The organism is Paenibacillus sp. FSL H7-0357 (genome assembly GCF_000758525.1).
In the GTDB taxonomy this organism is placed as follows: Bacteria; Bacillota; Bacilli; order Paenibacillales; family Paenibacillaceae; genus Paenibacillus_AQ.
Genome location: NZ_CP009241.1, coordinates 4,690,855 through 4,709,585, shown reverse-complemented (window position 1 = coordinate 4,709,585; position 18,731 = coordinate 4,690,855). Strand labels below are relative to the sequence as shown.

Here is an 18,731-nt window from a genome sequence, read left to right as displayed (position 1 = left end):
TTGGACCTGGCCGCATCTATTGTCATTACTTGATTTGGGCAGGTCCCGTGCAATTAGAAAGGAGCGTCATCCTTATGTTTACTGGCATCAGGATCGTGTTCCTGGGCGGGGACGCAAGACAGCTGGAGGTCATTAGTAAATGCGTAGAGATGGATGCGACGGTAAGCGCCGCCGGGTTTGATAAGTGGGAAACTCCAAGTCCGGAAGTGAACATGATTCAGCTTTCGGCCGGACTGCTCAGCAGCGCGGATGTGCTGGTGCTGCCTACGGTGGGATGTGACGAGGAAGGAAATATTAATGCCGTATTTTCCTCGGATCGCCTACAGCTGCTTGACGAACATATCGCGGCGTTGCCGCCGAACTGCACAGTGTATGCCGGTGTAGCCAAAAGTTATTTACGCAACCTGTGCGCCAGACATTCGATTAAGCTCGTGGAACTGCTGAACCGGGACGATGTGGCGATTTACAACTCCATCCCAACAGCAGAGGGTGCACTGGTTATGGCTATCCAGAATACCGATTTTACAATTCACGGCTCCTCTTCGATGGTGCTCGGCATGGGCAGAACCGGATTTACAATGGCAAAGGTATTGCAGGGACTCGGTGCCAGAGTAAAGATAGGCGTCAGGAGGCAAGAGCATTACGCACGTGCGGAAGAGATGGGCTGGAAGCCATTTATGACCGGAGAACTGCTGCTGCATGTGCCGGAGGCTGATCTCATCTTTAATACCGTACCGGGCATGATTATAACCGCGCAGGTACTTTCACGTCTTCAGAAGCACTGTGTAATTATCGATCTGGCCTCCGACCCGGGCGGATGCGATTTCCGCTATGCGGAGAAGAATGGAATCAAGGCGATGCTGGCTCCAGGTCTGCCTGGAATAGTTGCCCCAAAAAGCGCAGGGATGATTATGGCTAATGCGTTGGTGCAGTCGATATCGGACGAGACATTGCGCACAGCGGACAATAAATGAATTGGCTTATAAATGAGTAGGTTATATTATTACTTTCAATCCGCTTCAATCTGCTAAGAGGAAGGTTTGACCAATATTCAGCATTTCAAAGTAAAGATCTTGCGCACATGAGCCGTTCCTTGGATAGAAACAGTTCTTCAGTGCATATAACGCATGCTTGCTTAGAGAAGTAATGGAGGAATTATAAATGGGTATTTTGGTGCAAAAGTTCGGCGGAACCTCATTGTCCACACCGGCAGCGAGGGAGCATGTCATCCGCCACGTCAAACGGGAGATGGCCAGCGGCTTTGATCTGGTTATTGTCGTCTCCGCTATGGGACGCAAAGGGGAGCCTTACGCAACCGACACGCTGCTTGACTGGGCAGTGCAGAACGGGAATTCCCTGCCGGACCGGGAGAAAGATCTCTTGATGTGCTGCGGAGAAATAATCTCCGCCACTACACTGTGTGGTCTGCTGGAGCAGGAGGGCATCCGCTCTACGGTGCTTACAGGCGCACAGGCTGGCTTCCTTACCGACAACAACTACGGCAACGCAAGAATTCTTGATGTGCAGACCGAACGCATTCTACGGGAATTGCGAGAGCATAAAGTAGTTATAGTAACCGGGTTTCAGGGTCAGACCGAAGCCGGTGATTTTACGACCCTTGGACGCGGGGGAAGCGATACCTCGGCAACTGCGCTTGGTGCAGCGCTCCGTGCGGATATGGTCGATATTTACACAGATGTGGACGGGATTCTTACAGCCGATCCGCGGATTGTCGAGGATGCGAAGCAACTGACCTATGTCAGCTATACAGAAATCTGCAACATGGCCTACCAAGGGGCTAAAGTTATACATCCCCGTGCGGTGGAAATTGCCATGCAGGCCCAGATTCCTGTACGTGTGCGCTCAACGTTCTCGGAAGCCGAAGGTACGCTTGTCACCCATCCTGAAGGATTCAGCGATGTTTCACACGGGGTAGTGGACCGTTATGTTACGGGGATTGCTTATGTCAGCAATATTACACAGATCTCTGTGGAGTGTCCGGACGGCAACGGTACCGGAGTGCAGCTGCAAATCTTCAAAAGCATGGCCGACAATGAAATCAGTGTGGACTTTATCAATGTAACGCCTTCGGAGGCGCTGTATACTGTGAACGATGACAAATCGGAGCAGGCAATCGCTGCGCTGCAAGAGTTGGGGCTTCGTCCCAAGAGCTTGTCCGGCTGCGCCAAGGTCTCGGTAATCGGCGGAGGCATTAACGGCGTGCCGGGGATTATGGCGCGCATTGTTGAGGCGTTAACCTCGCAGAACATTCAGATTTTACAGTCTGCCGATTCCAATACAACAATCTGGGTACTGGTGAAGAAGGAAGATATGGTGCAGTCGCTGCGCGCACTGCATGCCAAGTTTGAATTGCACCGCTGACAAGGAGGAATTCAAAGTGGATTTCGGAAGATTAATAACCGCGATGGTAACCCCTTTTGACGGGGATGGAGAAATCAACTGGGAAGCAACTTCACGCCTTGTTGACTATTTGATTGAGGAACAGAAATCCGAAGCGCTGGTAGTCTGTGGTACCACCGGAGAATCGCCCACACTTAGCGAGGAGGAGAAGCTACGGCTTTTTTCCTACGTTCTGGAGAAAGCGGACGGACGCTGTAAAATCATTGCCGGAACGGGCAGCAACAGCACGAAGAATTCCATACATCTTACGAAGGAAGCGGAGAAAATCGGAGTAGATGGTGTTCTTCTCGTCGTTCCTTATTACAATAAGCCAAACCAGGAGGGGCTGTACCGGCACTTCTCGGCGATCGCTGCGGAAACAACCTTGCCCTGTATTCTTTACAATGTTCCAAGCCGTACCAGTGTAAGCATGAGTGTGGCGACGACATTAAGACTTGCTGAAATCCCCAATATTGTGGCGACCAAGGAATGTGCCTCAGTCGATCAGATTACTCTGATCGCTTCGGCTTGTGCGGATGATTTCCACGTATACTCGGGGGATGATTCTGCGGGACTGGCAACACTTGCCGTCGGCGGTCACGGCATTATTAGCGTAGCCAGCCATGTGGTGGGAGTTGAGATGTCGGAAATGATCGAAGCCTTTATCTCCGGCAATGTGTACCGGGCCGGCGAGCTTCACCGCCAATTGTTCCCTGTATTCAAAGGGTTGTTTGAATGCCCGCAGCCGCTGCCGAACCCTTCGGCTGTTAAGTATGCACTGGAACTGCGGGGGATTCCTGTCGGATCCGTGCGTCTACCACTGGTGGGACCGAGCGAAGATGAGGCCGAGTTCATTAAAGCGCTGCTGAATTAGAAGGTCAAATCTCTTGAATAAGCATTGCAGCAAGAAGCCGGCTTCCCGCGTGGGGAAACGGCTTCTTGTTTTTTGTATTAAAACTGTAAGCTGGCGGTTAAATCTCATACAGGGAAATGCTGTGAAATAAGCGGAAATGTTAAGGATTGCAACATAGCTTCTGCTTGTCTTTTCCTCAAATAATGCAGGTTCTTTAAGGAAAGAATAGGCTTACGAAGCCGATGACTTGTCTTTTGCCAAAAAAATCATGTATAATGTTCTTAAGTGACTGGGTGCGGCAAAAATTAAATATGCGGTAATCTTCCGTCAATGTAATTTTACATTGTGTGACAGGATAGGTCCTTGTATAAGTCTGTGCAATTGCTGCCAGATTTACGCGCGAGGGGCGCGGCGGTGAAGTTTGACGGTGTTTGTCCGCTTCAAGAAGGTGCTCACTGCCCGAATTCGGGGGTTTTTCGCTTTGCGTAATTATGCAGACTTACGGAATTTCTTGTTCATCGTGGAAACTATCGGCAATTTGAAGAATGTGTTCAGCGCCGCTGAAATAATGAAGCTCATTGTTTACAAATAAAAAGTATGACGTCCAACATCATAGGAGGGTTAGATTCATTTGTCCAAAAAAAACAACAACGATAAATTGCTGATATTCGCATTGGGCGGAGTCGGAGAAATCGGGAAAAACATGTATGTCGTTCAATACGGAAACGACATTGTAGTCGTGGATGCCGGTCTAAAGTTCCCGGAGGAAGATATGCTCGGTATTGATATTGTAATACCTGACATTTCGTACCTGACAGAAAACCGTGACAAGGTAAGAGGTATTGTGCTTACCCACGGACACGAGGATCACATCGGCGGATTGTCTTATGTGCTTAAGAACCTGAATGTTCCGGTTTATGGAACAAGACTTACCCTTGGACTTGTGGAGAACAAGCTTAAGGAAGCTAATCTGCTCGGAGAAACGAAACGGATTCTAATTAACGAAGATTCGGAAATCGAACTGGGAACGTCATTGAAAGCAACCTTCTTCAGAACCAATCACAGTATTCCTGACTCCGTCGGAGTATGTATCGAAACACCGGAAGGCAATGTTGTCCATACAGGTGACTTCAAATTTGACCACACCCCAGTCAATGGTCAATTTGCCAATCTCCACCGTATGGCTGAAATCGGCCAGAAAGGCGTACTTGCGCTTATGTCTGACAGCACGAACGCAGAGAAGCCAGGCTTCACGCCTTCGGAGAAGAATGTCGGCATCGTACTGGAAGATATCTTCCGCAAGGCTGAACAGCGTGTTGTTGTGGCAACCTTTGCCTCCAACGTGCACCGTATTCAGCAGGTGGTTAACGCCGCTGAATCCACTGGCCGCAAGATTACGGTTATTGGCCGCAGTATGGTGAATGTGGTATCCATCGCTTCTGAGCTGGGTTATCTGCATGTGCCGGACGGCATGCTGATTGAACCAGAGGAAATGAATAGAATGGCCGGCAACCGTGTAGTTGTGTTGTGCACAGGCAGCCAGGGCGAACCGATGTCAGCTCTTACACGCATGGCGCGCTCCAGCCACCGCAAAGTGGATATTCTGCCGGGCGACACCGTTATCATTGCGGCAACGCCGGTACCGGGTAACGAGAAATATGTAGGCCGTACGATTGATGAATTGTTCCGTCTTGGTGCTAACGTGATTTACAGCGGTTCCAATTCCGGCGTTCACGTCTCCGGTCACGGCAGCCAGGAAGAGCTGAAGCTGATGCTCAACCTGATGAAGCCTAAATACTTTATTCCTATCCATGGTGAATTCCGGATGCAGCGCAAACATGCGCTTCTGGCAGAATCTGTCGGAGTGGAACCAAGCAACATTTTCATTACCGAAATCGGCGAAATTGTTGAAATTCAGGGCGGATCAGCCCGCAAAGCCGGCAAGGTTACTGCAGGCAACGTGCTGATTGACGGTCTTGGCGTTGGCGATGTTGGCAATATTGTACTGCGCGACCGCAAGCTGCTGTCCCAGGATGGTATCCTTGTTGTCGTTGTGACACTGAGCAAGCAGAACGGAGCAATCGTATCCGGACCGGATATTATCTCCCGCGGCTTTGTCTACGTGCGCGAGTCCGAAGGACTTCTGGATGAAGCGAACCGGATTGTCTCCAGTACGCTGCAGCGCCTGATGAGCGAGAAGGTCAATGAATGGGCTTCGCTCAAAACAAGCGTCAAAGATTCACTCGGCCGTTTCCTCTATGAGCAAACACGCCGCAGACCGATGATCCTCCCGATCATTATGGAAGTGTAAGAAGCAACTAGCTTCTTATAATATAAATATGCAGGGCCAAAGGCCCCTTCTCCCCGGAAATATTGGACGGTTTCTTGGGGAGGAGGGGTCTTTGTGTTGTGCAGTATTATCCCCAGTGTCTATGCAAAATTTGAATGGCAGGTCCGGCTCCGATGCCAATGTGCCGAAATAATTTTATGGCAGGGACAACATTTAGGCCCTTCAATCGTTATATAGCCAAGGAGGTGCAAGATGGGCCCGAAACTGAAGGAGCAGCAGCTTCAATCCAAAATGGCAGAAATCCGCAAGTATTTAATCCGCTTGGGCGCTGGCACCGCCGATGCGGAGGATATCGTGCAGGACACTGTGTACAAGGCACTGCTGTATCTTGACGGGATTGACGAACATAAGATCAGCGCGTGGCTCTACAAGGTGGCAATTAACAGCTACTATGATTTATGCCGAAGGCAAACGCGGTTCCAGTATTCCGAGGAAATCGATCTTGAGGCACCTGCAAATGAGCTGCCCGAATCAATGTTGCTTCAGCAGGAGCAAAAAGTGCTTATCGAAAAGGTTCTTGGAAAGCTGAATCCGGCGAACCGCCAGCTGATATTGCTGAAATATGAGATGGAATTCTCCTATAAACAAATCGCGGCGCTTCTAGGCATAACGGAAGGGACGGTAAAGGCTTCACTATACCGCGCCAGACAGCAGTTTCAACAAATTTACGGAGGTGAGGCTGAATGACTGCTCCATGGGAAGAACAAGAGGATCAGAATCTGGTACATACACTGAAAAAAGCCAAACGCAAAAGCCTGTTCCGCAGCATTGTCATTTCGCTGATTGTTAGTATTCTTACGCTGACCGCTATTTTCTTCGGTGCTGCGCAGCTGGTGGAGCGGAGATCGACTGAGGCCCGCTACAGCGAATGGATGTATATGATGATCAGCAGCCCCAATGAATTTCCGTCTGGTTTTAGAGACAACCGTGGATTTCTGTCGGGTGTCATGGAAGTGAATACGTACAAAATCATTGAAGGTGTACCTGTTCCGTGGAATGAAAAATGGTTCAATTACAACGAGTGGTGGTTTCCGTTCGCTACCGGAGCATATGGGGGTACAACCCATCTTAGTGGGACTGACCCGCAGATGAAAGTGGAGCGTTATGAATACAACAGGCAGTACAATCCCTACAACGGACAGAGAGAGCTGGCTTATTATATTCCGCAAGTAAAGTATGGTAAAATCCTGAACGACCTTCCTTTGCTTACGAAGAAGGAGCCTGATGAACTGATGGAGATGGCTTTATCTTTCGATAAGCCTTATTCCTTTGATGAAGTGAAGAAGATGCTGCCTGAAGGAACGAGACCTGTATGGTATTGGGTCGATACGTATGATGAAACCTCATGGTTCAATTTGGAACCCCATGAAGACGGGAATGGCGGGATGATAGACCCAGAGCCCATGGCATCTTCCTCTGGTGTATATGGTTTTGGGATCGGGCCTAACCGGGATGAGGCGTCACCGGATGATTTTCTCGAGCACATTAAGAACGGGCTTAAACTAAAGGACAATTACCACAGTGAATACAAGCGGATCCAACAATACTTAAAAAAAGACAAAAATGAACCTGAAGCCGGAGATGTCCGTATTCTGGGTGTCGTGGTCACTGGCTCCGCAGCCGGTCTGAAGAACCTGAAAGGGCAGCCCTATATCCGCGGTGCTGTGCTGGGAGCCGTTGCGGATAACTATTAAGATAGGAGGAGCAGGCTGATTTTTTATAGAAGTTCATTGCATAAGGGAGTCCCCTAGAATGTCATACTATTGAAAGATAGTACGGCTGCAGCAGATTAGGGCTGTAAGCGGAAAGGGTGAACTGCGCACAATGGACTTTACAGCAGGTACAGATACTGGCAAGAATGAAGAGATCCTTCCGGGAGAAATAAAGCCCGTAACGAGTGAACCCATCCCACCGGGTACTGTGGGGGTTCTGAAGGAGCTGGGGCAGACGGTAGTTCCAACAGGGGAACCCGATATTTTCTGTATAACGATTATCGGGCAGATTGAGGGGCATTTCGTACTGCCTCCGCACAACAAAACGACTAAATATGAACATATTATTCCGCAGCTGGTGGCTGCCGAACAGAACAAAAATATAAAAGGGCTGCTGATTATTCTGAATACGGTCGGCGGTGATGTGGAGGCAGGGCTGGCGATTGCAGAAATGATCGCGTCCTTGTCGAAACCTACAGTGACCGTAGTCATTGGCGGGGGCCACAGCATCGGAGTTCCGATTGCCGTGTCTTCCAGCTATTCCATTATTGCGGAGAGCGCGACTATGACGATTCATCCAATCCGCATGAACGGGCTTGTTATCGGTGTGCCCCAGACCTTTGAATACATGGAGCGCATGCAGGAGAGGATGGTCAGATTCGTCACTTCCCATTCACGTATTTCAGAACAGCAATTTAAAGATTTAATGTTTAAGACAGGGGAGCTTAACCGTGATATCGGCACAGCTGTAGGCGGCTATGATGCCGTCAAATATGGTCTGATGGATGAGGTTGGAGGCATCGGCGCGGCGCTGGCGCACCTGAATGGTCTGATTGCCAAGGATAATCCCCAAAGCACGGATGTATTGCTGCCGGGGGGGCTGACACAATGACCTTCTATACGGTACTTCCGATGGAACAAGTTTTTGAAGGGGCGATCCACTTTTCACAGCCCTTGCGGGAGGTCAGCATTCAGGGAATGCTGATGCAGGTTGAACCGCTGGAGGGAGGACAAGCACGGATTGTAAGGCTGCTTCATTGCCCGCTGGACAAATATTTGGACCCGGCATTCGCTCCGGGAGCCGTCGTGTTTTACGATAGATGACAACTACCCCCGGAATCCTTAAGGGAAATGCGAACAGAGAACATAAAGATGCATTTTCTGACAAAACAGAACATAGGTACGCCACGCCATTATATGGTATAATGTTGTTCCGGGGGTGGCTGTTGTGGCTAAACGAAAAAAGAAGAAGAAAAAAGCGCTGCTCGGCAGTGTTCTAAAATATGAAATTTACGGCATTATGCTGATAACGATTTCCGTCATTGCATTGTCCGGCGAGGCTGCGGTTGGACGTTCTCTTTCAAGTATGGCAGGTTATTTATTAGGCCGTTTTTATTTTGTGCTGCCGTTGGCCGGTATTTTTTACGGGCTGATGGTGATGATTCACAGAAGATGGCCTTCAAGTTGGAACAGCCGCCATTCCGGCGTGCTGCTGCTTGTGCTGTCCTTGTGTCTGATGAGTTCGATCTCAGCGATGGAGCAGAAGCTCGGTCCATTGTCGATGCTGCATCCTGGCAATGTTATGGCGCAAATACATAATGATCTTTCCGGTGCGCTTTCGCCCGGTTCCAGCAACAGCAGCGTATATATGCTTGGCAAAGATATTAGCGGAGGCTATATTGGTGCGCTGGAGTTCGCAGCCCTGCTGTGGCTTTTCGGCACGCTTGGTGCCAAGCTGCTAATGATTGTAATGATGGCCATCAGCTTCATGCTGGTCACGAACCTGTCTTATGTAGAACTTTTCTCGCTGCTGCGGGTACGTGCTGGGAAACTGCTGGAAGGGATTCGCCTGAAAGCGGCCAACCGTCCAGCTGCAGTTCCCGTTGCGGCCCGTTCTACCAGAACAGGCAGAACACCAGCACCGCAGCCTGTACAAGAGCTGGATGAGGACGAAGAGGATGAGGACGAGCAGGCTTTGCCAAGACGAAGTCAGCCGCTGTTCTTCCGGCGGATTGGGGGTTGGCTGAGCGGGACTACACGGACAGAAGGGCAAGGCGAAGAAGAACGGGAGGAAGATCTCTCGACAGATCTGCTTAACGGCTCACCCAATAGCCCGATTATTAGCGGACTGGATGCCGGGAGGGGGCGTGCTTCCCTGGATAATCTGGAGGATGATTTCGCTGGAGAAGATTTGGAGCCCGTTACACCGATTATCCGCGATTTCTTCGAGCATATCCGTTCAGAAGGACTGAATGAAGAAGACCGTGAAGACTGGAGCGAATTCTCTCCTGCAGCGCGGAGCGGGAACAGCTTGAGAGGCTCTGTGTTAGAAGGAGTTCCGGCAGATACTCCAGCTATTGATGGAGATGCGCCGGAAGATCCTGTGGTTGTGGAGCTGGACGGGCTGCTGGGTGCTGGCGAAGACGGAGTCCCTGTGCCTGCCGCTCCGCTTCCTCCGCCGCCCAAACCGTATAAGCTCCCTTCCTTCCGGCTTCTGGCCAAGCCTAACAATGGAGGTAAGGCGGGAGACCAGAACGATTACATGCAGACTGCCCGCAAGCTGGAAGCTACACTGGAGAGCTTTGGTGTCCGGGCGAAGGTACTTGAGGTGGTAAGAGGACCGGCCGTAACCCGTTACGAAATTCAGCCGGATATCGGGGTGAAGGTAAGCCGGATCGTCAATCTTACGGATGATATCGCGCTTGCGCTTGCAGCGAAGGATATCCGTATGGAGGCGCCAATACCGGGCAAATCAGCAATTGGGATCGAGGTGCCTAACTCTGAGGTATCCGTCGTAACCATGCGGGAGGTTATGGAAACACAGGTGTTCCAAGATGCCGAGTCCCGGTTGTCGATCGCTTTCGGCCGTGATATTTCCGGCCAGACGATTGTCGGTAATTTAGCCAAGATGCCCCATCTGCTCGTAGCCGGTGCTACCGGATCGGGTAAATCCGTGTGTATCAACGGTATCATTACAAGTATCCTTTATAAAGCGAAACCAAATGAGGTCAAATTTCTGATGGTTGACCCGAAGATGGTTGAATTGAATGTATATAACGGGATTCCCCATCTGCTTGCCCCGGTAGTTACAGATCCTAAGCGGGCTAGCCTGGCGCTGAAGAAGATTGTCGTGGAAATGGAAAAGAGATATGAGCTCTTCTCCAAATCGGGCACACGCAATGTGGAAGGCTACAATACACTGATGAAGGATAATCCTGCTGCAGTTCTGCCTTATATTGTTGTTATTGTGGACGAGCTTGCCGACCTCATGATGGTTGCGGCAAATGATGTTGAGGATGCGATTTGCCGGCTGGCGCAGATGGCACGGGCGGCGGGCATTCATTTGATTATTGCCACCCAGCGTCCATCGGTGGATGTTATTACTGGACTTATTAAGGCAAATATTCCTTCCCGTATCGCATTCGGCGTGTCGTCAAATGTGGATTCCCGGACGATCCTGGACATGCCGGGGGCCGAGAAGCTGCTTGGACGAGGGGATATGCTCTTCCTGCCTATGGGCGCATCTAAGCCAATCCGTGTGCAGGGGGCATTCATGAGCGATCAGGAAGTGGAGACCATCGTGCAGTATGTCAGCAGCCAAGGGGAGGCCAATTATGACGAGACCCTGGTGCCTGAAGTAGATGACATGGTGACAGAGGACCAGGAGCCGCAGGACGAGCTCTATGAGCAGGCGGTACAGATTGTACTGGAAGCGAAGCAGGCCTCTGTATCGCTGCTCCAGCGGCGGATGCGCGTAGGTTACACCCGTGCTGCGCGGCTGATAGATGCCATGGAAGCCAGAGCGGTTATCGGGCCGTACGAAGGCAGCAAGCCGCGGGAAGTGCTTATGTCACTGGAGCAATATCAACATAACAAAATAAGCTCATAATATAGCCAAAAGAGCTGATCCCGGGTAAAGGGATCAGCTCTTTTTTGTATGTGATATTTAGTTTGCTTTTGGCGCTTCAAGGAGACGTTCAACGATGTAATCGAGCTGTGCATTAAGCGAAAAGATTGGCAGAAGGAACTCTGCCGGATATCTATAATTTCTATCAGAGCTTTATTCCACAGCAAAATATGATCTTGCAAATTCATGGCCGTATCTCAACTCCTGTCGGTTCATCTTTTGATTATAGGTGATAATTATTCTCATTTGCAATGGAATACAGTCCTTCTCCGGGTTGCAATGCATAGGATCACCTGTCAGTCGTCATAATAACTTTAGCCATCAATGTTGAACTTACAAGAGAAAGGTAGAGCGAACCCAATGAAAAAACATAAGCAATGGATTTTTGCCGGCTTAACCCTTGCACTGGCCACCTTGCCGCTTGCAGGTCTATTCTTTGAGGATCAGAATGCGATCTACGCCAGTCCGTATCATGCTTCATCTGATCTGTCGGAAACTGCTGCTCCCGATGTTGAGGCATTGCCTGCTTTTGGAACAACACCGCTTAAGGTCGGCTCTTCCGGACAAGATGTTTACGAGCTGCAGGGAAGATTGAAGCATCTTGGGTATTACGCGGGCAAAATTGACAGCCAATTCGGGTCTAAAACGAAAAATGCAGTAACCTGGTTCCAGTGGAAATTCGGCATAAAATCTGACGGTATCGTCGGTGCCAAAACAAAGTTGAAACTGTACAATGCCACCAAGGCCTGGAAGCCGACAGAGCCTTCAACCAGCACAGCAAATAAAAATACCGGAAACAAAAGTAAAACTGCCGATTCCGGTAAGTCGAATACAGCGGAACTGTCCTCAGGGAATACAATGGGCCTGTCCGAAAATGATTTGAAAATCATGGCCAATGCCGTTTACGGGGAATCGCGGGGTGAGCCGTTTGAAGGACAGGTTGCCGTTGCTGCGGTTATTCTGAACCGCGTGAAATCCCCAAGCTTTCCGAATACACCTTCCGGCGTTATTTTTCAGCCAGGGGCATTTACGGCCGTAGCTGACGGGCAGATCTACCTAGAACCCAATGAGCAGGCACGCAAAGCTGTTCAACAGGCGCTTAATGGCTGGGACCCTTCCGGCGGCTGCCTTTATTATTTTAATCCGAAGACGGCTACTTCCAAATGGATCTGGACCCGTCCGCAGGTGAAGACAATCGGGGAGCATATTTTCTGCATGTAGCAGCGGACTTGCACTTGCCGCAATGTAACCCCCTGTATAAAACCGACCCAGAGCAACCGGTAAGCTTTCTTCCGGTTGCTTCCTTACTTTGGAATGGTTTAGAATGGATAATACTTCATAAACTTGTTGTAGAGCATCTATCCACGCCGTAAAGGAGTTTTGGACTTGACAAATAATGGATTTCAACATGGCAACGCCGCAGGCATGCGTATTCATGTATTGCCGACCAAGGCGTTCAAGACCTTCGCCATTTCACTTTATGCAGGGGTTCCGCTGGACGAAAGTACGGTCACTTCAACAGCGCTGGTTCCTTTTGTGCTTCGCAGAGGTACAGCCAACTATCCGGAAACAACCCAGTTCCGTGAACGTCTGGAGGAACTTTATGGTGCCGGATTTGGTTTTGATATCTACAAAAGAGGCGATTATCAGATTGTCCAGTTCCGGATGGATACGATCAACGACTCCTTTGTGCAGAGCAAAGAGAGCCTTCTCGGGGAGTCTTTTGCTTTCCTTGGCGAAGTACTGACCCGGCCTTTGCTGGAAGACGGAAGCTTCCGTGCTTCGTATGTCGCAACAGAACGTGAGACGGTACGCAAAAAGCTGGAAGCGATTGTTAACGATAAGATCCGCTATGCGGCCGAACGCTGTATCGAAGAAATGTGCCGTCAGGAGCCTTACCGTCTGCATCCGCTTGGCCAAAGAGCCGACCTTGACAGCATTACTCCAGAAAACCTGTACGAATCCTACAATTCCTGGTTGAACGGAGCGATCCTCGATCTTTACGTTGTTGGTGACACTACACCTGAAGAAGTTGAAAAGCTGGTCGTTCGCCATTTTGGCCGTGGCCACAAGGAGAACGTAGCGTATTCCTCCAATTTTACACCGGTAGCCGTTACAGAGGTCCGGACTGTGGAAGAGAAGCTGGATGTCAATCAGGGTAAGCTTAACATGGGGCTGCGCACTTCCATTACTTACAAGGATGACAAATACGCCTCCGCGCTGATGTATAACGGGATATTGGGCGGCTATCCTCACTCAAAGCTGTTCGTCAACGTTCGTGAGAAGGAGAGCCTTGCCTATTATGCTTCCTCCCGCTATGACGGGCATAAAGGCATTGGAACCATTCAATCGGGGATCGAAACCCAAAATTACGGCAAAGCCGTCGATATTATCCGCAAACAGCTGGAAGAATTGAAGGCCGGCAATATCAGTGACCTGGAGCTGAATCAGACCAAGGCAATGATCCGCAATCTGCTTTCCGAAATTCAAGATTCGGCGTTTGAACTGATCTCGTTTGATTTCAACCGTCAGTTGTCCGGAAAAGACCGTTCTGCACTGGAGCTGCTGGCTCAAGTCGATGGCACCGGAGTGGAAGATGTGAAGGCGGCTGCCGACACGTTCCAGCTGGATACGATTTATTTCCTGACAGGGAAGGAGGAATAGCGGTGAAACAGATCCATTACGAAAGACTTCAAGAAACACTGTATCACGAGGTTATGGATAACGGTCTGCAGGTATATGTGCTGCCTAAGCCCGCTTTCCAGAAAACCTATGCCACCTTTGCCACTAAATATGGCTCTGTGGACAATCACTTCAAAGTTGCCGGCGGTGAGGAAACCACTGTCCCTGACGGTATTGCCCACTTCCTGGAGCATAAAATGTTCGAAGAGCCGGAAGGCGACATTTTTGCCACCTTTGCTTCTAACGGTGCGTCGGCGAATGCTTTCACGAGCTTTGACCAGACAGTGTATCTTTTTTCGGCCACAGAAAATATTGAGACCAATCTCAGTACCCTCGTTGATTTTGTACAGCGGCCTTATTTCACCGACGAGAATGTCGAAAAGGAAAAAGGAATTATCGGCCAGGAAATCAATATGTACGCGGATAATCCGGATTGGCGCGTCTATTTCGGTTTGATTGAGGCCATGTATGCCAAACATCCGGTACATATCGATATCGCCGGAACGATCGAATCAATTGCCACTATTACCAAAGAAACACTGTACACCTGCTACAATTCCTTTTATCATCCCAGTAATATGCTGCTGTTTGTAGTCGGCGGCGTAGAACCGGAGAAGGTATTCGAGCTGATCCGCAGCAACCAGGCCGGCAAATCATACGAGAAGCAGGGTGAAATCACGCGTATTTTTGAAGAGGAGCCCGTTCACGTTGCAGAGAAACACAAGGAAAGCCGTCTCGCCGTATCTATGCCGAAATGTCTCTTTGGCTTTAAAGAGAAGGTAGAAGGCCTCACCGGTGAAGCGGCAGTCCGCCGTGATCTCACCACTAAGCTAATGTTGGATCTGCTGCTGGGCAGCAGTACGACGCTGTACCAGAAGCTCTATGACGAGGAACTGATCTCCGACAGCTTCGGACATGAATTCAACAGCTCACCGCAGTACGCGTTCTCGGCGATTGGCGGAGATACGAAGGACCCGGATCTGCTCATCAGCAGGCTGAAGGAAGAAATCAGTGTTATTCTGAAGACCGGCTTTGCCGAGAAGGATTTCGAGCGGGCGCGCAAAAAGAAAATCGGCGGCTATCTGCGCATGCTGAACTCGCCGGAGAGCATTGCTCACGAATTCACACGCTACCAGTTCAGAGGTGGCGATTTGTTTGAAGTGCTGCCGCTTTATGAATCCATTACGCTGGATGAAGTCAATGCCCGCCTGCGTGATCATGTGGACTGGGAACAACTCGCTGTGTCGCTTGTGGTGAGTCCTTAATGGCGTTATCGGGAGAGGGCAGCAAGCCAATAGGAGAAATGACCGTGCTTGTCACTGGAGGCAGCGGGGGAATTGGCGGGGCTATCGCCGAACGTTTTGCTTCCGTGGGGATGAACATTGTTATTCATTACATGAACTCGCACGAAGCGGCCAATGATGTGGCCCGGCGCTGTATGGCGCTGGGGTCCAAGGTGTTGACGGTGACCGCTGATATGAAGGACCGCAGCCAGCTTGTCCGCATGGCAGAAAAGCTGGAAAGCAGCGGGATGCAGCCGGATATTCTGGTCAATAACGCCGGAAAAGCGCATTATGGCATGCTGGCCGATGTGACGGAGGAAGAGTGGGACGATATTATGGCGGTGAATCTGAAAGGCACTTTTTTGTGCAGCCAGATTTTTATGCCTTATATGGTCAGCCAGCGGTATGGGCGGATTATTAATGTCTCCTCCGTTTGGGGCATCTCAGGCGCTTCCTGCGAGGTTGCCTACTCCGCCAGCAAGGGTGGGGTGAATGCCTTTACTAAGGCATTATCCAAAGAGCTGGCACCCTCAGGAGTCACGGTGAATGCCGTGGCTCCCGGTGCTGTCCATACGGCCATGCTGGCCAATCTGCAGGAGGATGAGATGCGGATGCTTGAGGAAGAGATTCCTGCGGGACGACTGGCTTCCCCTCATGAAATCGCCTCGCTTGTTTATTTTCTCGCCTTGCCTGAATCCGGGTACATTACCGGCCAGGTGATCAGTCCGAACGGCGGATGGATCACCTGATGGTTCCTGTTACTGGCGTGGAGGCTTGGAGAAATGCTCCAGCATAAGAACGTACCGTCCGAGACATATTATAACTGTTGCTTTTAAATCTCACGTAAGGCGGCTGTCACCTGAACAAGGCGGGCGGACCGTAAACATGAAGGAGGATTTAAGATGTCAACAGAAACCGTAGTGAAAAACTTTGATAGCTGGAAAAGCTTTTTGGGTGAACGGGTCATTCAGGCTGAAAAAATGGGGATGAGCGAAGAAACCATTTCCAAGCTGGCTTTCGAAATCGGGGAATTCCTTGATAAGAAAGTCGATCCGGGAAACTATTCCAACCGGGCAATCAAAGAGCTGTGGGATGTCGGTACGGACGATGAGAAGCATACCATTGCTTCCCTCATGGTCAAGCTGGCGAAGAAAAACGCATAGGCATGCGGAACAAGCTCCCCTCGCGGGAGCTTTTCTGCAATTATTACAGTAGTGTCCTTGCCTTTCAATTTCATTTTATATATCATTAACATGACCCGTGTTTCAGAACGCTTGCCGAAGCAGGTTTTTTTAATGTATGGCAAAGTGCAGGGAAAAGGAATCTATGAGGTGTAACAAGTGGAATATAAACAATGGTATATGGAGTACAAGATACATAAGAACAGACCTGGTCTGCTTGGAGATATCGCTTCTATGCTCGGAATGCTTGAAGTCAACATCCTGACCATCAACGGTGTGGAAGGCAAGACGCGCGGAATGCTCCTGGAAACAAACGATGATGAGAAGATTATGCTGATGGGTGAAATGCTCAAAAAAGTAGATAATATTACGGTTACGGCGCTGCGTTCTCCACGGCTTGTGGATAAGCTGGCTGTCCGGCATGGACGATATATTGACCGCGATTCGGATGACCGCAAGACGTTCCGTTTTACGCGGGATGAGCTGGGACTGCTCGTGGATTTCCTCGGTGAACTGTTTAAAAGGGAAGGGAATCAGGTTATAGGACTACGGGGAATGCCCCGCGTCGGCAAGACGGAGTCTATTATCGCCGGTAGTGTCTGCGCCATGAAGCGCTGGACATTTGTTTCTTCGACGCTTTTGCGGCAAACGGTCCGCAGCCAGCTGGCTGAGGATGAGATGAACCCTCATAATGTCTTTATTATTGACGGGATTGTAAGCACGATCCGCTCCAATGAGAAGCATTACAATCTGCTTCAGAATGTGATGAGTATGCCCAGCACAAAAGTAATTGAGCATCCGGATATTTTTGTGCGGGAATCCGAGTATACCTTTGATGATTTTGATATCATTATTGAGCTGCGCAATATGCCGAACGAAGAGATATTGTACGAGTCGTTTACGACAAGCTACAGTGATGATCTTTAGAATATAAAACAAAGCGGATGCTTTCGAAGCGGGTTTTGTACGATGCTCTTCAAGAAAGCAAATGCTGACAAAACTTTTAGGAGGTGATGGCATGTCGGAACTGGGCCGGCATTTGAAGGAGGCTCGTCTGCAAAAAGGGATGAGTCTTGACGATGTCCAGGAAGTAACAAAGATTCGAAAAAAATATTTAGAAGCCATCGAGGCGGGTGACTATAAAGTGCTTCCCGGGAGCTTCTATGTTCGGGCGTTTATCAAAACCTATGCTGAGGCAGTGGGTGTGAACCCGGACGAGCTCATGGAGGAGCATGGCAATGTCCCGGCTGCCCCGGTAGAAACAACAACGATGGAGACCGTGATTCAGAAGCGCAGCCGCAGACCTGAAACGGAACGGAATGCGAAGTGGCTTCCGACAGTCCTGATGTGGACCTTCCCAATATTGATTATTGTAGTAATTTATTTGTACGCATCTTCGAATATGAACAAAGCTGATCCTGAAAATGCTGCTCCCGAGAATTTGACCAACGAACAAAAGGATCCTTCTAAAAATCAGCCTTCCCCGACAGCGGTCGGGGGCGGAGTGGTGTCTCCTTCGGAATCAGCAGGCAGCCCTGAAGCGACTGCAACGGCTACTGTGGCTCCGACGGCTACACCGGTTCCTTCACCAAGCTCTCAGGCGGTTACGGTCACACAGGACCGTAAATCGGGCAAAACGACGATTTACAAAGTTTCTGCTCCTTCCGGAAGCGCTGTGCAGGTTGAGATTGCGGCAACCGGTGTAAGCTGGCTTGAAGTTTACAAGGGTGAAAATTCCAAAGGTGAGAAGCTCAGCTTTGGCAACACTGCGGCCGGCGAGAATAAGAGCTTTACACTCGGCAGTGAAGGGATCTATATTAAATCCGGTTACTCGCCAGCTACAAATATTACTGTTAACGGACAAGTGATCACTGACGGCAAAACCTCCTCCCGCATTCTGCTTGAACTGGATGAGGGCACTTCAGCCGACAGTGAATCCGGAAACACAGATGAGTCGCAGGACAGCGCTACTAGCCAGAATAGCACTTCAGGTCAATAAAGGTATCCACGTATAGACTTTGGCATTTTGGAGAATCTAAGAGTGATTTACAGTTCTTACGCCAAAGTGAGGTGTACTCTCATGACCGTTAGCTGGATTGTAACAGGGCTGGGCATTATCGTCAGTCTCCTCGGTTATTACTTGACACCGAGCGCCTGGGGCTATGGAATTCTTGGCTTTGGACTGGCACATATTGTGCTGGGGATTCTGGATATGTTTCGGGCTCCCGCTCGTAGCAGATAAAGCCGCTGTATGAACGTCTCCCGGTTGCGGTTATTGCCGGGGGCGTGTTTTTAGCCTTTGATTATCAAAGGCTTGCACTTGGCTCCACATCTGTGGGGCTGTTTTGCATGCGGGGGGTGCG

Annotated in this window: 17 protein-coding genes; all 17 read left to right on the top strand. The window is 49.9% G+C overall.

Going from position 1 to position 18,731, the window contains the following annotated elements:
- Positions 1-74 precede the first annotated feature (74 nt).
- Positions 75-974, top strand: coding sequence for a dipicolinate synthase subunit DpsA (dpsA, locus tag H70357_RS20435; RefSeq protein ID WP_038593381.1), 900 nt, complete (start codon positions 75-77; stop codon positions 972-974).
- 187 nt (positions 975-1,161) lie between these two features.
- Complete coding sequence (gene dapG / locus H70357_RS20430) at positions 1,162-2,382, top strand: aspartate kinase (RefSeq protein WP_038593379.1); 1,221 nt, start codon at positions 1,162-1,164, stop codon at positions 2,380-2,382.
- 16 nt (positions 2,383-2,398) lie between these two features.
- A complete protein-coding gene (dapA, locus tag H70357_RS20425) occupies positions 2,399-3,274 on the top strand; it encodes a 4-hydroxy-tetrahydrodipicolinate synthase (protein WP_038593377.1) in 876 nt (291 codons plus the stop codon).
- Between the two features lie 610 nt (positions 3,275-3,884).
- A complete protein-coding gene (locus H70357_RS20420) occupies positions 3,885-5,564 on the top strand; it encodes a ribonuclease J (protein ID WP_038593375.1) in 1,680 nt (559 codons plus the stop codon).
- A gap of 231 nt (positions 5,565-5,795) precedes the next feature.
- A complete protein-coding gene (locus tag H70357_RS20415; RefSeq protein WP_038593373.1) occupies positions 5,796-6,290 on the top strand; it encodes an RNA polymerase sigma factor in 495 nt (164 codons plus the stop codon).
- Positions 6,287-7,297: an anti sigma factor C-terminal domain-containing protein gene (locus H70357_RS20410; protein WP_038593371.1), complete on the top strand. Its 1,011-nt coding sequence runs from the start codon at positions 6,287-6,289 to the stop codon at positions 7,295-7,297. Before H70357_RS20415 ends, H70357_RS20410 begins: the two co-directional genes overlap by 4 nt.
- A 130-nt stretch (positions 7,298-7,427) precedes the next feature.
- Positions 7,428-8,207, top strand: coding sequence for a ClpP family protease (locus H70357_RS20405; protein WP_038593369.1), 780 nt, complete (start codon positions 7,428-7,430; stop codon positions 8,205-8,207).
- On the top strand, positions 8,204-8,419 hold the full coding sequence (locus H70357_RS20400; RefSeq protein WP_038593366.1) for a YlzJ-like family protein: 216 nt from the start codon (positions 8,204-8,206) through the stop codon (positions 8,417-8,419). Before H70357_RS20405 ends, H70357_RS20400 begins: the two co-directional genes overlap by 4 nt.
- 124 nt (positions 8,420-8,543) lie before the next feature.
- The gene (locus H70357_RS20395; protein WP_038593363.1) at positions 8,544-11,204 is read left to right on the top strand and encodes an FtsK/SpoIIIE family DNA translocase; all 2,661 of its coding nucleotides are present in this window, start codon (positions 8,544-8,546) and stop codon (positions 11,202-11,204) included.
- 378 nt (positions 11,205-11,582) lie between these two features.
- Positions 11,583-12,443 (top strand): spore cortex-lytic enzyme, encoded by an 861-nt coding sequence (sleB, locus tag H70357_RS20390; RefSeq protein ID WP_038593360.1) that lies wholly within the window; start codon positions 11,583-11,585, stop codon positions 12,441-12,443.
- 204 nt (positions 12,444-12,647) lie between these two features.
- Entirely contained in the window at positions 12,648-13,886 is a 1,239-nt protein-coding gene (gene yfmF, locus H70357_RS20385) for an EF-P 5-aminopentanol modification-associated protein YfmF (RefSeq protein ID WP_197073727.1), read from the top strand.
- Positions 13,887-13,888: 2 nt separating this feature from the next.
- Positions 13,889-15,169 carry an EF-P 5-aminopentanol modification-associated protein YfmH gene (gene yfmH / locus H70357_RS20380; protein ID WP_038593355.1) on the top strand — a complete coding sequence of 427 codons (1,281 nt, stop codon included), beginning with the start codon at positions 13,889-13,891 and terminating at the stop codon, positions 15,167-15,169.
- Positions 15,169-15,936: an elongation factor P 5-aminopentanone reductase gene (gene ymfI / locus H70357_RS20375; RefSeq protein WP_038593352.1), complete on the top strand. Its 768-nt coding sequence runs from the start codon at positions 15,169-15,171 to the stop codon at positions 15,934-15,936. Before yfmH ends, ymfI begins: the two co-directional genes overlap by 1 nt.
- A 153-nt stretch (positions 15,937-16,089) precedes the next feature.
- On the top strand, positions 16,090-16,350 hold the full coding sequence (locus H70357_RS20370; protein WP_038593349.1) for a DUF3243 domain-containing protein: 261 nt from the start codon (positions 16,090-16,092) through the stop codon (positions 16,348-16,350).
- Positions 16,351-16,527: 177 nt separating this feature from the next.
- Positions 16,528-17,295: a DUF3388 domain-containing protein gene (locus tag H70357_RS20365; RefSeq protein WP_038593346.1), complete on the top strand. Its 768-nt coding sequence runs from the start codon at positions 16,528-16,530 to the stop codon at positions 17,293-17,295.
- Between the two features lie 91 nt (positions 17,296-17,386).
- Positions 17,387-18,367, top strand: a complete 981-nt coding sequence (locus tag H70357_RS20360; protein ID WP_038593343.1) for a helix-turn-helix domain-containing protein — start codon at positions 17,387-17,389, stop codon at positions 18,365-18,367.
- Between the two features lie 81 nt (positions 18,368-18,448).
- Entirely contained in the window at positions 18,449-18,610 is a 162-nt protein-coding gene (locus H70357_RS36355) for a hypothetical protein (RefSeq protein ID WP_167347618.1), read from the top strand.
- Positions 18,611-18,731 lie beyond the last annotated feature (121 nt).

Coding starts and splice junctions, on each gene's coding strand:
- dpsA (WP_038593381.1), top strand. CDS start 75: ATGTTTACTGGCATCAGGATCGTGTTCCTGGGCGGGGACGCAAGACAG.
- dapG (WP_038593379.1), top strand. CDS start 1,162: ATGGGTATTTTGGTGCAAAAGTTCGGCGGAACCTCATTGTCCACACCG.
- H70357_RS20415 (WP_038593373.1), top strand. CDS start 5,796: ATGGGCCCGAAACTGAAGGAGCAGCAGCTTCAATCCAAAATGGCAGAA.
- H70357_RS20410 (WP_038593371.1), top strand. CDS start 6,287: ATGACTGCTCCATGGGAAGAACAAGAGGATCAGAATCTGGTACATACA.
- H70357_RS20405 (WP_038593369.1), top strand. CDS start 7,428: ATGGACTTTACAGCAGGTACAGATACTGGCAAGAATGAAGAGATCCTT.
- H70357_RS20400 (WP_038593366.1), top strand. CDS start 8,204: ATGACCTTCTATACGGTACTTCCGATGGAACAAGTTTTTGAAGGGGCG.
- sleB (WP_038593360.1), top strand. CDS start 11,583: ATGAAAAAACATAAGCAATGGATTTTTGCCGGCTTAACCCTTGCACTG.
- yfmF (WP_197073727.1), top strand. CDS start 12,648: ATGCGTATTCATGTATTGCCGACCAAGGCGTTCAAGACCTTCGCCATT.
- ymfI (WP_038593352.1), top strand. CDS start 15,169: ATGGCGTTATCGGGAGAGGGCAGCAAGCCAATAGGAGAAATGACCGTG.
- H70357_RS20370 (WP_038593349.1), top strand. CDS start 16,090: ATGTCAACAGAAACCGTAGTGAAAAACTTTGATAGCTGGAAAAGCTTT.
- H70357_RS20360 (WP_038593343.1), top strand. CDS start 17,387: ATGTCGGAACTGGGCCGGCATTTGAAGGAGGCTCGTCTGCAAAAAGGG.
- H70357_RS36355 (WP_167347618.1), top strand. CDS start 18,449: ATGACCGTTAGCTGGATTGTAACAGGGCTGGGCATTATCGTCAGTCTC.